14 protein-coding genes and 1 pseudogene are annotated in these 13008 nt (G+C 62.0%); 3 read left to right on the top strand and 12 right to left on the bottom strand.

What is annotated here, in order from left to right; all coding sequences use genetic code 11:
• Window positions 1-332: hypothetical protein (locus MXB90_RS16760; protein ID WP_250046568.1), on the top strand; the 332-nt coding region annotated here is incomplete at its 5' end.
• Between the two features lie 218 nt (window positions 333-550).
• Here the strand turns inward: MXB90_RS16760 and MXB90_RS16755 are convergent.
• The 11 genes from MXB90_RS16755 to MXB90_RS16705 are packed head-to-tail and all read right to left on the bottom strand — an operon-like array spanning window position 551 to window position 10642.
• On the bottom strand, window positions 551-1318 hold the full coding sequence (locus MXB90_RS16755) for an SDR family NAD(P)-dependent oxidoreductase (protein ID WP_250046567.1): 768 nt from the start codon (window positions 1316-1318) through the stop codon (window positions 551-553).
• Window positions 1318-2091, bottom strand: a complete 774-nt coding sequence (locus MXB90_RS16750) for an HpcH/HpaI aldolase family protein (protein WP_250046566.1) — start codon at window positions 2089-2091, stop codon at window positions 1318-1320. The genes MXB90_RS16755 and MXB90_RS16750 overlap by 1 nt, the downstream gene beginning before the upstream one ends.
• A 7-nt stretch (window positions 2092-2098) precedes the next feature.
• Window positions 2099-2881, bottom strand: coding sequence for a fumarylacetoacetate hydrolase family protein (locus MXB90_RS16745; RefSeq protein ID WP_250046565.1), 783 nt, complete (start codon window positions 2879-2881; stop codon window positions 2099-2101).
• Window positions 2882-2893: 12 nt separating this feature from the next.
• Complete coding sequence (locus tag MXB90_RS16740; protein ID WP_250046564.1) at window positions 2894-4348, bottom strand: 2-hydroxymuconic semialdehyde dehydrogenase; 1455 nt, start codon at window positions 4346-4348, stop codon at window positions 2894-2896.
• A 22-nt stretch (window positions 4349-4370) separates the two neighbouring features.
• Window positions 4371-5060, bottom strand: coding sequence for a class II aldolase/adducin family protein (locus MXB90_RS16735; RefSeq protein ID WP_250046563.1), 690 nt, complete (start codon window positions 5058-5060; stop codon window positions 4371-4373).
• A gap of 3 nt (window positions 5061-5063) precedes the next feature.
• Window positions 5064-5921, bottom strand: coding sequence for a VOC family protein (locus tag MXB90_RS16730; RefSeq protein ID WP_250046562.1), 858 nt, complete (start codon window positions 5919-5921; stop codon window positions 5064-5066).
• Window positions 5914-6783, bottom strand: a complete 870-nt coding sequence (locus tag MXB90_RS16725) for a VOC family protein (RefSeq protein ID WP_250046561.1) — start codon at window positions 6781-6783, stop codon at window positions 5914-5916. Before MXB90_RS16725 ends, MXB90_RS16730 begins: the two co-directional genes overlap by 8 nt.
• Window positions 6784-6838: 55 nt before the next feature.
• Window positions 6839-7807, bottom strand: coding sequence for a TRAP transporter substrate-binding protein (locus MXB90_RS16720; RefSeq protein WP_250046560.1), 969 nt, complete (start codon window positions 7805-7807; stop codon window positions 6839-6841).
• A 21-nt stretch (window positions 7808-7828) separates the two neighbouring features.
• Window positions 7829-8755 (bottom strand): 3-hydroxyacyl-CoA dehydrogenase NAD-binding domain-containing protein, encoded by a 927-nt coding sequence (locus tag MXB90_RS16715; RefSeq protein WP_250046559.1) that lies wholly within the window; start codon window positions 8753-8755, stop codon window positions 7829-7831.
• Window position 8756: 1 nt separating this feature from the next.
• Window positions 8757-10028 (bottom strand): TRAP transporter large permease, encoded by a 1272-nt coding sequence (locus MXB90_RS16710; protein WP_250046558.1) that lies wholly within the window; start codon window positions 10026-10028, stop codon window positions 8757-8759.
• A complete protein-coding gene (locus MXB90_RS16705) occupies window positions 10025-10642 on the bottom strand; it encodes a TRAP transporter small permease (RefSeq protein WP_250046557.1) in 618 nt (205 codons plus the stop codon). Before MXB90_RS16705 ends, MXB90_RS16710 begins: the two co-directional genes overlap by 4 nt.
• 214 nt (window positions 10643-10856) lie before the next feature.
• Between MXB90_RS16705 and MXB90_RS16700 the strand changes: the two genes are divergently transcribed.
• Both MXB90_RS16700 and MXB90_RS17830 read left to right on the top strand, forming a co-directional pair.
• Window positions 10857-11507 carry a GntR family transcriptional regulator gene (locus tag MXB90_RS16700; protein WP_250046556.1) on the top strand — a complete coding sequence of 217 codons (651 nt, stop codon included), beginning with the start codon at window positions 10857-10859 and terminating at the stop codon, window positions 11505-11507.
• Between the two features lie 3 nt (window positions 11508-11510).
• Window positions 11511-12038, top strand: coding sequence for an MBL fold metallo-hydrolase (locus MXB90_RS17830; protein ID WP_349665926.1), 528 nt, complete (start codon window positions 11511-11513; stop codon window positions 12036-12038).
• A gap of 108 nt (window positions 12039-12146) precedes the next feature.
• Here MXB90_RS17830 and MXB90_RS17895 read toward each other — a convergent pair.
• Window positions 12147-12643: pseudogene (locus MXB90_RS17895) on the bottom strand (IS6 family transposase); the annotation flags it as partial.
• Between the last annotated feature and the right edge of the window lie 365 nt (window positions 12644-13008).

The raw sequence follows: 13008 nt of genomic DNA, 5'->3' as shown, positions 1-13008 counted from the left end.
GGGCAGCCTGGAAAAGTGCCCGCGCCGGGTGGCAGCGGGACTTTGGAATGGAAAGGCATGATGACTCCTCAACGGACAATGTCCGCCTGGCTGACCTGGATCTGGAAGGAAGGTGCCCCGGGAGAAGGCGTCAGCAGGCGACCGCCTCTGCCCGGGGCAGAGTGCGCGTCAGCAGCGAACCGGAAAAGATCCGGAACCTGACCAGAGGAATGATCATCAACATGCCTTTGAAGCTAGGCGCGCGAGGCGACGAAAACAAGCGTGTCAGCCAGAAACCGGGAATAGAAGCAGACTGTCGCCTTTCTGGCACAGCCGATCCAGCGGCGGGATGAAGCCGCCGAAGCGCCACATCAGCTTCGGTTTTGCGGGCTAGTCCAAGCGGCAGGGTAGACTGGCAAGGCCGCGCGCTTCTCTCTGGCGTCGCCAGCTACTACGAGGTCGGCGGCCTCGCCGGGCAGCGTCGCCCATCTTCCCCAACCGTTCCGCACGGGTGGGGAAGGCGGGGGGCGCTGCAGTTTGTGGTCGTTCGCAGGCAGGTCACGTAAGATACTTATTTTGCCAGGAAACCCCCATCGATCGGCAGGGTATGCCCGGTGATCATCGCGCTGTGTTCGCTCAGCAGGAACACAACGCCCTGTGCCACCTCTTCCGGTCTGGCGATCCGTCCAAGCGGGGTGACGGAGGCGATCTTGCGCATCGCCTCGGGATCGGCCTTCAGCGCCCCGATGAACGGCGTGTCCACCCAGGTTGGCGCCACCGAATTCACCCGAATTCCGTGCGGGGCCCATTCGCAGGCCATGGCGCGGGTCATGTTGACGATCGCGCCTTTGGTCGCGTGATAGGCGAGGTTGGGGTAAAGCCCGCCCCCCGACAAGCCCATGATCGAGCCAAGATGCACAATCCGCCCCGCGATCGCGCGCGCCAGCATTTCCCGGACCACGATGCGCGAGGCAAGGAACACCGAGGTCATGTTGACATCAAGGCTGCGCTGCCAGTTCCCAAGCGGTTGCGTGATCGCATCTTCGCGCGGCGAAAGGCCGGTGGCTGTCACCAGCATGTCGATCCGTCCGAAAGCTGCAAGCGCTGCGGTGGTTGCGGCCTCGACCTCATCTTCCTGCGTCAGGTCGCCCGTATGAAGGCAGACGGTGATCCCCTGTGCGGACAGCATGTCTGCCACGGCCTCAAGCGCCGCGGCATTCTGGTCCCACAGGGCGATGCGCGCGCCCGATTGTCCCAACGCAAGCGCGATGGCGGCACCGATCGCGCCCGCCCCGCCAGTGATAACCGCGACCTGACCTTCCAGGGATGTCATGTGCATCAAGCTGCCCCTTTGCGCAGGTTTGACAGAAGGCCGCGCGCGGCCCCCATCAGCAGCCCGGTATCGACCGAAGCCGCAACGAAGCCATAGCCCCAATCCAGATAGCGTTGTGCATCGGCCTGATTGGTCGCCAAGATCCCGGCAGGCTTTCCGATGGCCCTAAGACGGGTCAGCGCGTCTTTCAGGGCGGCCTGAACGTCGGGATGGCCCGGGTTGCCCAGATGCCCAAGCGAAGCCGCAAGATCGGACGGTCCAAGAAAGACGCCGTCCACACCCTCGACCAAGGCAATCTCTTCAAGGCGGTCCAATGCGGCGCCGGTCTCGATCTGCACCAGCAGGCACACCTCGTCATTGGCGCGGCGCAGGTAGTCGGTCGCCAGGCCGAAGCGGCTTGCCCGGGTTGATCCCGCCACGCCGCGAATGCCCGCCGGAGGATACAGCATCGCGCGCACGGCGGCCTCGGCCTCTTGCGCGGTTTCCACGAAGGGAACCAGAAGGGTCTGGGCGCCCTGATCCAGGTGGCGCTTGATCAGAACCTTGTCGTTCCAGGCCGGGCGCACAACGCTTGGCGTTGACCCGGTGGCGGCGGCCTGCAACAGCGGCATCACACCGGCCACATCGACGGGGGCATGTTCGGTATCGAACAGCATCCAGTCATAGCCGACAAGCGACAGCATTTCGGCCAGCAGCGGCGAGACGGACGACATCCAGATGCCGATCAGCTGTTCACCCGACAGAAGGCGGCGCTTGAACTGGTTTTGCGGTATCTGCATCCCGTCCTCACACGAACTGGACCGCGACCGAGCCAAGCGGCCCGAAATCGGCATGCAGCGTATCGCCCTTTTTCGCCCAGACCGGCCGTGTGAAGCTGCCCGACAGCAGCATGTGGCCAGGTTCCAGGGTGACATCGAAGGGCGCCAGCTTGTTGGCAAGCCAGGCAACCGCCATCGCCGGGTGACCCAGGACGCCGGCGGCAAGGCCGGTTTCCTCGATTTCCGAGTTGCGGTAAAAGATGGCGCCAACCCAGCGCAGGTCCACATCCGTGGGCCGCACGGGACGCCCGCCCAGCACCAGCCCCGCCGCCGCGCCATTGTCGGCCACGGTGTCGAAAATGCGGCGCGGTTCCTCGACGCGGGCATCGATGATCTCGATCGAGGGCACGATCCATTCGGTCGCGCGCAGCACATCCACCAACCCCACGTTCGGCCCCTTCAGCGGCTCTTTCAGGATGAAGGTTAGTTCGGGTTCGACACGGGGAACGCAGAAATCTTCGAACCGGACCTTGGCACCGTCCTGCAGCACCAGATCGTCGAACATGTAGCCATAATCCGGTTCGTCGATCTTTGACGCCGCCTGCATCGCCTTTGATGTCAGGCCGATCTTGTGGCCGATGATCTTGGCACCGGACTTGACCTTGGCTTCGGCAACCGCCGAGGAAATCGCGTAGCTGTCGGCTATCTCTATGTTTGGGAACATTTCCGAGGGGCGCTTGCCCTGTTTCTTGGTGCGGTGGCTTTCAAGCAGGCTGTCGACGCAGCGCGCGCGTTGGTCTTGGGTCAGCATCTGGCTGGTCCTTCAGAGTTTTATGCAGATGTTGCGGAGTTCGGTATAGAACTCCATCGAGTGGATGCCGCCTTCGCGCCCGATGCCCGAGGCTTTCGCGCCGCCAAAGGGCGTTCGCAGGTCCCGCAGGAACCAGCTGTTGACCCAGGCGATGCCGACCTCAATCTGTGCGGCCGTGCGATGGGCGCGCGCCAGATTGGTCGTCCAGATCGAAGTGGCAAGCCCGTAGGGCGAGGCATTGGCCAGGGCAATGCCTTCTTCTTCGGTGTCGAATGGGGTGATGTGGGTGCAGGGGCCAAAGATTTCGTCGGTGACGACCGCCGCATCTGTGCCCAGTCCGGTCCAGACGGTCGGCTGGACGAAATAGCCGCCTTCGAACCCCGTAACCTCGGGCGTTCCGCCGCCCGCCAGGATTTCGGCACCTGCCGCCCTGGCCTTGGCGTAATAGGACAGCACCTTTTCACGATGCTCGGCGCTGATTACCGGCCCCATCGTCGTGGTCTTGGCAAAGGGATCGCCGAAGGAAAACCCCCTGGCCTTTTCAGCCATGCCAGCGCAAAGCCGGTCATAGATCCCGCGCTGGACGTAAAGCCGCTCGGTGCCAAGGCACACCTGGCCCGAATTGGCGAAACAGGCCCGGCCGATGCCTTCCAATGTCGCCTCCAGATCGGCATCGTCGAAGATCAGGCCCGCGTTCTTGCCACCCAGTTCCAGCGAGACCGGGCGCACCCCGTTCGCAGCCGCCTTCATGATCGCCTCGCCCGTTCGGGTCTCGCCGGTGAAGGTGATGCCGTCAACATCGGGATGGCTGGTCAGGAATTCGCCCGCCGCGCCGGGACCATGGCCGTGAACCACATTATAGACCCCGCGCGGGATGCCCACGGCGTTCATCACCTCGCCCAGCAGGGTGGCGGTGGCCGGGGTCTCTTCCGAGGGTTTGACGACCACGGTATTGCCGCAGGCCAGCGCCGGGGCGACCTTCCAGGTCATCAGCAAAAGCGGCAGGTTCCAGGGGCAGATCACGCCGATCACGCCACGCGGTCGGCGGATCGCGTAGTTGATCGCGCCGCGCCCGTCCGGGGTGTCCATCTCGAAACATTCGGTGCCGGTGACCAGAACCTGATCCGCAAAGACGTTGAAATTCGCAGCGCCGCGCGGAATGTCGATGTGCGATGCAAGCGAGGCGGGCTTGCCGGTGTCCTTGATCTCGGCGGCAAGGAATTCGTCGAAGCGGGCGTTGATCCCTTCGGCCAGTTTGCGCAAAAGCGCGACCCGCTCGGCCAGTGGCATCCGCCCCCACGGCCCCTTCAGCGCCGCGCGCGCCGCGCCCACGGCGGCATCGACCTCGGCCCGTCCGGCGGCAGAGACCTCTCCGATGACCTCGCCGGTCACGGGATAATGGTTCGCAAAGCTGGGGCCAGAGCCCTTGACGAACTCGCCATCGATAAAATTAAGATAAGTTTTCAAAGCTTTATCCTTCCCCCGGTGGTCACTGCCGGTCCAGTTCAGGATCGCCTGCCGTCAGGTGATCCCACATGCGCTCGATGATGCGGCCGGCGCGGGTGGCGCGCGCCTCGGCCTGCGGGCCGGCAATCACCGGCGCCACATCCGCCAGTCCGGTCTGAAGCGCGATCAGTTCGATCCGGCACATATCCTCTAGATACCAGGCCAGCACGGTGGCGGCCTCAAGGCTTTCGCCCCAGACCACGGCACCGTTGCCGCGCATCAGCACCGCACGGCCCGCGCCCATCGCGGTGATCGCCCCGATCGCCTTTTCGTCGTCGCGCACCAGCTGCGGATCATCCCAAAGGCCGACGCCCGGTTCGAAATAGCAGCCAAAACCGTGACGCGGCCGCGGCACCCGGCCCAGGGCGGCCAGCGCCATCATGTTGGGGCCCATGAAGCGCACCACGCCGCCAGCCTCGGGGCGGCGGGCATAGATCTGCTGGTGAAGGCGCACTTCGCCAAGGATGTTGGTGGGCAGGGCACCGGAAATGGCGACCCGGTCGCAGCGCGCCCCGACCGGCGTTTGGGCCATCGGCATCGGCGGGCAGACCAGGAACGCCTCGGCATCCAGCCGTTCAGAACAATGGCCATAGGCATGAACCAGGCCAGCCCGTCCCAAGGCCCGCGCTGCGATGCGCACGCGGCGGGCCGCTGCTTCGTGTTCTTGCTGCATTTTTCAGTCCTTGAAAGCCGCAATCTGCGGTGCTGCGCCCCATTGGCAAAAGCCCTTGGGTTCAAAATGGAACTGACGATCGCGCCAGAGCGGCTCATCGTGGATTTCGCATACGCCGGTCGAATATTCGAAGGTCATCCCTTCGGGGCCGGTGAAATACAGAAATTGCGCCGAGGATGTCGGATGCCGCCCGGGGCCGAAGGTGATGTTCACCTGATTGTCGCGCACATGGTGAAAGCTGCGCTGGATGTCGTCGGCACTTTCGACCTGATGGTTGATGTGCTGAATGCCCGATTTGTGGAACGGGAACAGCGCGATCGAGTGATGGATCGTGCCAAGCCGCATCAAGGGTGCATCGCCGATCCGGTCCGACACCCGGGCGTTGCAGACCTGTGTCCAGAATGCCTCGTCACGTTCGGCGTCCGTGGTGCAAAGGCCCACATGGCTGAACCCGGTGATCCCCGCATCGCGCGCACCATGAAAACGCACCGCCGAAACCGCGGGCCGGACCACGAATTCGATGCCATTTCCGGTGGGGTCGTTGAAGCGGATGAATTCGCGCACATGGCGGGCTTCGCATTCCTGAGCGGTGCCATAATGAACCCGGTTTCCCATCGCCTCAAGCGTGGCGGCGGCGCGCTGCAGATCATCCGAAGAGCCGATTTCGAAGGCCGTCACCTGATCGTCGGGGTTCCCTTCGAAATAGCACAGGGTATGGGCGCGCTCGTTCGACTTGAAATAGGTTGCGCCTTTGCGCCGTTCGGACACCTCAAGGCCCAGAATGTTGACAGCAAACCACTCGGCCCCCGCCAGATCGCGGGTGCCAAGACGGCAATAAACGACATCCTTAAGTTCAATCATTACGGTCTCCTCCTCGGAATTCCGGGGCCTGGGATTCGGATCCCCAGGCACAATGGCTGCGGGGATCATCGAGAAACTGCCGCGGCCCGCCAGCGGCCAGACCCTGGGCGGTTTCGGCCCGGTAGCCGTAGTAGACCCCGTCGGGGCCTTCGCCGAGCACGAAAAGCGCGTTCGACGCGGCCTGCCGGCCCGGGCCGTGAATGACCGGGATCTGGTTATTCTGAAAGAAATACCAATTTTGCATGATGTTGTTGATGCTCTCGACCTCCCAGGTCACGGCCAGCACGCCGTCGCGCCTTGACGGATAGAGGGCGATCCGGTGATGGGCCGCATCAATGTTCAGATAGAGCGCGTCACCCGCCCAATCCGCGACCTCGGCACCAATCCCGCGTGTCCAGAAGGTCTCATTCGCGGCAAGGTCGGTGCATGCCAGGCTGACAGCGCCGAATTCAGTGATGCCCGCATCGCGGGTGCCGTGATAGCGCCAGCCCGAGGTAAGCGGTCGCCAGACAATCTCGACCATCACGCCGTTGGGGGCCAGGATCGCGATGCCGGCCTTGATCTGCCGCTTGCGGCAGGCCTCTGCATCCAGCCACTGCACTGCCCCGAACGGCGCCAGTGCCGTGGCACGCGCGTCCAGATCTTCGCGCCGGGCCACCGTCAGGCCGATTGCCGGCTGGGTTTCATCCTTCCAGTAAGCCAATGCATAGTTGCGCATGTCAGAACGGAAATGGATCGCCTCGTCGCTGACGACATCACCCAGTTGCAGGCCAAGCTTGTCCAGGGCGAAATGGCGCACGGCATCAAGGCCTTCGGGGGCTGGCAGACGAAGATAGCGCAGGTCACGGTAGATCGCGGTCATGTCGGGTCTTTCCAGATGGGACCCTGCCGCCGGTCACGACGGCAGGGTGTTCGGATCAGTTCAGTTCGCCGGCTTCCTGAAGCAGCCCTTCGAACAAAGGCGACTTTCCTTTCCACTGTTCGTAATAGGCATCGATCGCGGGGCCGAACCAGGCGCGATCCACCTTCACGACGGGCACATTTGTCCCTTGCAGATTGGTCAGGAATTCCTGTTCAAGCTTGGCATAGGCGGCGACGATGTTCTTGCTTTCCGCGGCAAATTCTTCGGCAATGATCGCCTGATCCGCGGGCGGGATCTGCGCCCATTTGCGGCCCGACGCGGCCGCCAGCATCGGGAACATGCCGTGGTCAGAGTTCAGGATGACCTTGGCATTCGAATAGTATTTGGTGTTCCAGGTCCCTTCGAGATCGATCTGCATCCCATCGACCTGGCCATTTGCAAAGGCATCGAACAGCGCGGGCAGGGGCATGGGCGTGGGAACGGCCTTCAGCCCCGTCCACAAATCAAGCTCGGGCGCATAGGGGATCGTGCGGATTTTCTTGCCGGCGAGCCCGTCAACCGTCTCGACCTTGTCGCGCAGAACCACCTGGCGCATGCCCGAGACGGCCCAGCCCAGGCCTTTCAGGCCGAAATTCGGCAGCTTCTCTTCCAGCTTGTCGGTCGTGGTTCCATCCAGCAATTTGCCGGCGGCCACGATGTCAGGAACCAGATAAGGGGCTGCCAGAATGCCGAAATCGTCATCACGGTTTGCCAGTTCCCCCAGCGTCAGGAAGGCAAAATCAAGCGCACCGGTCTGCATCTGCTGCACCATCTGCGACTCGGGGCCAAGTTGCCCAGAGGGGAAAAGCAAGATGTTGACGCGGCCTTCCGTGCGCTCTTTGATCCGCGCGGCCATGTCGGCCGCGCTTTTCGCCCATTGGTGCGAAGGTGGCACGATCATCGACATGCGATAATCCTCGGCTTGCGCGGCGCCCGTCGTCAGAAGGGCGGCAATGACCCCCTTCAGAACTGTCGTGAATTTCATTCTGTCCTCCCTGAGAAATGATCAGTTTTCGCTCGCCCTGATCCGGGCGATTTCGGCAAAGGCGCGCGGAACCTTGCGATTGCGCTCGGCGGCAATCTCGGCCACGGGCCTTGGGTCGTGGTGTTGCATCCCGCGCACCAAAAGATCGGCCGTAGCCTGATCCAGCGTCGGGGTGCCAAGATCGTCGAAATAACTTTGGAAAGCCGGACCAAGGACCTGCAGGAAGCGCTCCATCCCGCCGGCGCCGCCGGCAAGGTGGAAGATCGTCGACGGGCCGTAAAGCGCCCAGCGGGGTGCCAGACCCTCGGTGATTGCACGCTCGGTATCAGAAAGCGAAACGACACCTTCTGCGGCAAGATGGATCGCCTCACGCCACAAGGCGGCCTGAAGGCGGTTGACCACATGGCCGACCATCGGCTTGTTCATGCGGATGACGCTTTTCCCCAGATCGGTATAAAAGCATGCCAATTCATCCAGCCGTGCCGACTGGGTGGTTTTCGATGGGCACAATTCGACCGTGGGCATGATCCAGGGCGGGTTGTTCGGATGTGCAATGACCAGCCGGCCGGGGTCTTTCAACCGCGCACCGATGTCATCGGGCATCAGCCCCGAACTGGATGAGGCAATCATTACATGGTCGGGAAGATGATGTTCCAGCGCCGCCAGAACGTCATGCTTCAGCGCAATCAACTCGGGCAGGCATTCCTGCACCAGATCAGGTGCCGCGCCGGCATCGGCCGGACTGGTGGCATGGACGGGCGCAAGGCTGGAAGCCTGCAGCAGTCCCATTTCCGCCAGTATCGGCTGTGCAGCCGTCCAGGCGTCACCCAAATTTTTCGCCGTGGCGGGGTCGGGGTCGATGACAACCGCGGCATGCCCGGCCGCCCCAAAGGCGATGGCCCAGCCCGTGCCGATGACCCCACCGCCCAAAATCCATACCCGCGCCATGTCATATCCCCCGGACAAGGGCCAGCGTGACGCCCGGCCATAGAACGATCAGCACCACGACCAGGAAGGCAACCGTGAGGAAAGGCAGCAGCAGCATGGCAATGCGTTCAGCCCGAACACCTGTCAGCAGGGACGCGGTGAAAAGTCCCGTGCCCACCGGCGGCGTCACCAGCCCGAGCGTCAGATTGAGGCACAGGATCACCCCGAAATGGATCGGATCGATCCCATAGACATCGGTCGCGACAGGCAGGAACACAGGCACGATCAGAATGATCGCCGGGATCGGATCGGTAATCATGCCAAGCGCCAGAAGCAGAAGGTTCAGCATCAGCAGGAAGACGATCGGTGAATCCGTCAACCCGCTCATGTAAGCCGCGACCGTGGCCGGCAGGTTCTCGAAGGTAATCACCCAGCTGAAGACCTGTGCGGCGGCAATCAGGAACAGCACCACCGCTGCCCCACGTCCGGCGTTGACCAGTGCGGGCCAGATATCGGCAAGCGACATTTCGCGGTAGACAAACATGCCGATCAGGATTGCCAGAAGGCTGGCAACCGTTGCCGCCTCGGTCGGTGTGGCAAATCCGCCAAGGATCGAGGCGATGATCGAGCCGGGGATCAGCGCTGCGGGCAGGGCGTCCACCACCGCGCGAACACGTTCGCGGGTCGACATGCGGGGGGTGCGAGGGAAATCGTGGCGATAGGCCTGCCAGCTGATCAGCCCGCAAAAGGCGCCAAAGATCAGAACACCGGGCACGATCCCGGCGATGAACATGTCGCCGATGGGCACCTGTGCGATGACGCCAAAGATGATGAACATCATCGACGGGGGGATGATCGGGGCCAAAAGCCCGCCCGCAGCGGTGATTGCGACCGACACGTCCTTGGGGTAGCCCGCCCGCTCCATCTCGGGCACGGCCAGGCGCGACATGATGGTGATCTGCGCCACGGTCGAGCCGAGGATTGACGCCATCATCATGTTGGCGCCCAGGTTGACGTAGGCCAATCCCCCCCGCATCGGCCCCAGAAGCGCCAAGGCAAAGGCCATCAGCCGTCGTCCTATGCCGCCCGCGTTCATGAATTCGCCCAGCAGGATGAACAAGGGCAGCGCGAGCATGCCGTAGCTTTCGAGCCCGCCAAACATCTGCTGCGGATAGGATTGCAGCAGGACGGTATTGCCCGATACGACGATGTAAATCAGCGCCAGAAGCGCAAGCGTCAGCGAGATCGGCAAGCCAATCAGAAGCAAGCCGACAAAGGAAACCCCAACAGTCACTGATCGTCCTCCATGAGGCAGATGCGCGCGTGATGAATATCGCGTTCAAGGGCAGCGATTGCGTGGAAGGTGGACAGGATGGCAAACAGCGGAACCACAAGCCAGAACAAGACCTTGGGCAGGCCAAGCGTCAGGGTGCGTTCCTGATAGATGAAGTTGTATGTCTCAAGCGAGTAGGCCTGAAGCGACGCAGCCCCGAAAGCATTCACCGGATCAAACCAGCGCCAGCACAGGACGACCAGAACGACAAAAAACCCGACGGCGATCACATCAACGCAGATCAGGACGGGAAAGCGCAGTCGACGGGGCAGGTTGTCCAGCAGCAACGTCACCGCCATATGTTGGCCACGCGCCAAGGCCACGGCCGCACCCAGAAAGGCGGCGCAGGCCATCAGAAGGATCGCGGCCTCATCCGCCCACAAAAGCGGCTTGCCCAGCGATCGAAGAACGACATTCAGCGCCAGAATTGCGAAAATTCCCGCGATCAGAACCGCCGTCAACGCCTCTTCCGCAGACGCCAGCCGTCGATCAAGCCCCGCCAGGATCGTTGCCGGACTATGTGTTTTTCGTGGCCGAGCAGCGTCGGCCGCGCAGGCAGTTTCCATCTCAGCCATCGAATTTCCTCCCTGACATAAATCAATAATGATATTTCAACCAAGTCAATAAAAAAATCGATATTTACAAATGGCGCGGGGGATGTATTGATTTTTTAAACGGTCCGATTGCGTGCCGCGTGATGGGGGGGTGGTTTTGAGTCTGATCGAGGATCATTCGGTCCAGCCTGGACTGGCTGACCAGGGCAATGCGCGGTCGCATACAGAGCGCGCAATGCAACTTTTGCGCGCCGACATAATTGACGGCGCGTTGCAGCCCGGATCGAAGTTGAAGCTTGAGATGCTGCGCGAGCGTTATGAGATCGGCGCGGCCCCGCTTCGTGAGGCACTTTCGCGCCTGGCTGGCGAAGGTCTTGTCGTCGCCCAGGAACAACGCGGTTTCATCGTATCCGGCATGTCGGTGGAAGAAGCGAACGATATCGGTGAGTTACGGCTTTTGTTGGAAATCGAAGCGCTGCGCAGCTCCCTTCGATTGGGGGACGAGCAATGGCAGACACGAGTAATCACGGCCTATCATTGGCTGGACCGGGTCGAACGCGCGCCAAATCCCGGCAATGGACGGCTGGATGAGCTGGAACGCCGCAACTTCGATTTCCACGAAGCGCTAGTCAGCGCCTGTGATCGCCGCTGGACCTTGCACCTTCGTGGCATCGTCTTTCGCCAGCACGAACGTTATCGTCGGCTGTCACGCATTCATTCGGCCAAAACCCGGCAAGTGTCTGACGAGCATCGCGCCCTGTTCGATGCAGCGCTGGAGCGGAACGAAGAAGCGGTCGTGGCGGTCGTCACATCCCACATCAGGCGCACCACCAAGGCCGTGACAGAGGCATTGCGGAAACGCCAGGGGGATGAAGGCAATACCTGATTAATGCGTCCAGCTGCGCCGGGATGGCGGGCTGAACCACTGCAAGATGGGGTTCTGGAGGACGGGCAGGTGATTTTCGGGCTGACCGTCCTGCACACGCCCGGTCATGCCAGCGACCATCTGTGCTTCGCGCGGGCCGATGGCGTGCTGTTCTCGGGCGACCATGTCATGAGCTGGAACAGCTCGATCGTCAGCCCACCGGATGGCAACATGCGCGATTACTGCGCGCAGTTCCGCAGATTGATTGACCGGAACGACAGGGTTTACCTGCCAGGTCGCGGTCCGGCGATCACCGACCCAAGGCCTTACGCCGAACGTTTGCTGGCCAATCGGATACGCCGCGAGGCGGAAATCCTGGCGCATCTGTCCAACACCGCGGATTCGATCTGGCAGATTGCCGCGTCGGTCTATCGGAAGACCGATCCGCACATCGCGAAAGCCGCCGAAAGCAATGTGGCGGCGCATCTGGAGAAGCTGCTGTCGGAGGGTCGGGTTGCAAGGGATGGGGAGCTCTGGCGCGGTGCGGAGTGACATGTTGCGCACCACAGTATTACATAATGTATCTTACGAGTATCGTGGGTGAGGCCGGGTGGGCGCTAGCTTCAAGTACGACTCCCATTAGAAACCAAGAGGTTAGGCGGGTGATTTCAAGCGACCCATGATCTTCTCTCGCCGCCGCATGTGTCTGTGCGAGGCCTCGGCGCGATTGTTCAATCCTTTTGTGCTGACGCTGTTCGATGCCCGGAGCCAAATCTGCCTTCGTGGCGACGTAGGGGCGCAGCTTGTCCGTGAAGATCACGCGCGGCTGGCCCCAGGTTTTGAACAACTTTCTGAAAAAACGCATCGCGGCAGCTTTGTTCCAGCGGGATTGCACCAGAATATCGCGAATATCGCCCATTGGCGCCGACAGCGCGCCAAAGTCGATGTCTGCTCCCCTCGACAGGCTCAACTTCACCGAGGTGCCATTTGCCAGCTATGCGTGGCCGATCCAGGCGGCCATTGGCAGAAAGCTGAACGCCGATGGCTGCCACCCAGTCCCAGATGGTTTCGCAGGAAACAGAGATCCCGCGAGATGCCAGCAGATCGGCAACGTCGTGCAAACGCCGGACAAGCCGACTGCCCGCCCAAACCGCATAGCCATTTGCCGAGCGCGGAAAACAAACTCTTTGAGCTTGGAAGGATCAGACAGAACCAACATAGCACGGCGTCACAACGCAAAGCGGTCTTGAACAACCTGACAATACCGCCAAACCAGCATCGGTGTTGGTTTCTTGCACCATGCCGGATCAAACCCTACTCTGTTTGGACGATGAAGCCCTTTGCCCGCTCCGGCAGTTGGGTCTCATGCGCGGCGACCCTGACAAATCCGCTGATCCCCCGGTCATGAGCGAGAGGCGCGTGGCGCTTTGTTTATTGGGCGCGAATTGGCCTGCTACCGGTTTCGTGGACAGCAGGTTAAGCTAGCATAGCGCGTGCCTCGAACTCCATGGGGCTGATGTAG

This window comes from Phaeovulum molybdatiresistens (assembly GCF_023544865.1).
Taxonomy (GTDB): Bacteria; Pseudomonadota; Alphaproteobacteria; order Rhodobacterales; family Rhodobacteraceae; genus Pontitalea.
Note: the sequence above shows the minus strand (reverse complement) of the source record. Positions and strands in the feature narration are given on the sequence as shown.

Bases quoted from the DNA above. Each gene is read 5' to 3' on its own strand.
- MXB90_RS16735 (WP_250046563.1), bottom strand. From the start codon at position 5,060: ATGCAGCAAGAACACGAAGCAGCGGCCCGCCGCGTGCGCATCGCAGCG.
- MXB90_RS16725 (WP_250046561.1), bottom strand. From the start codon at position 6,783: ATGACCGCGATCTACCGTGACCTGCGCTATCTTCGTCTGCCAGCCCCC.
- MXB90_RS16700 (WP_250046556.1), top strand. From the start codon at position 10,857: ATGCAACTTTTGCGCGCCGACATAATTGACGGCGCGTTGCAGCCCGGA.
- MXB90_RS17830 (WP_349665926.1), top strand. From the start codon at position 11,511: ATGCGTCCAGCTGCGCCGGGATGGCGGGCTGAACCACTGCAAGATGGG.
- MXB90_RS16730 (WP_250046562.1), bottom strand. From the start codon at position 5,921: ATGATTGAACTTAAGGATGTCGTTTATTGCCGTCTTGGCACCCGCGAT.
- MXB90_RS16750 (WP_250046566.1), bottom strand. From the start codon at position 2,091: ATGCAGATACCGCAAAACCAGTTCAAGCGCCGCCTTCTGTCGGGTGAA.
- MXB90_RS16720 (WP_250046560.1), bottom strand. From the start codon at position 7,807: ATGAAATTCACGACAGTTCTGAAGGGGGTCATTGCCGCCCTTCTGACG.
- MXB90_RS16705 (WP_250046557.1), bottom strand. From the start codon at position 10,642: ATGGCTGAGATGGAAACTGCCTGCGCGGCCGACGCTGCTCGGCCACGA.
- MXB90_RS16745 (WP_250046565.1), bottom strand. From the start codon at position 2,881: ATGCTGACCCAAGACCAACGCGCGCGCTGCGTCGACAGCCTGCTTGAA.
- MXB90_RS16755 (WP_250046567.1), bottom strand. From the start codon at position 1,318: ATGCACATGACATCCCTGGAAGGTCAGGTCGCGGTTATCACTGGCGGG.
- MXB90_RS16715 (WP_250046559.1), bottom strand. From the start codon at position 8,755: ATGGCGCGGGTATGGATTTTGGGCGGTGGGGTCATCGGCACGGGCTGG.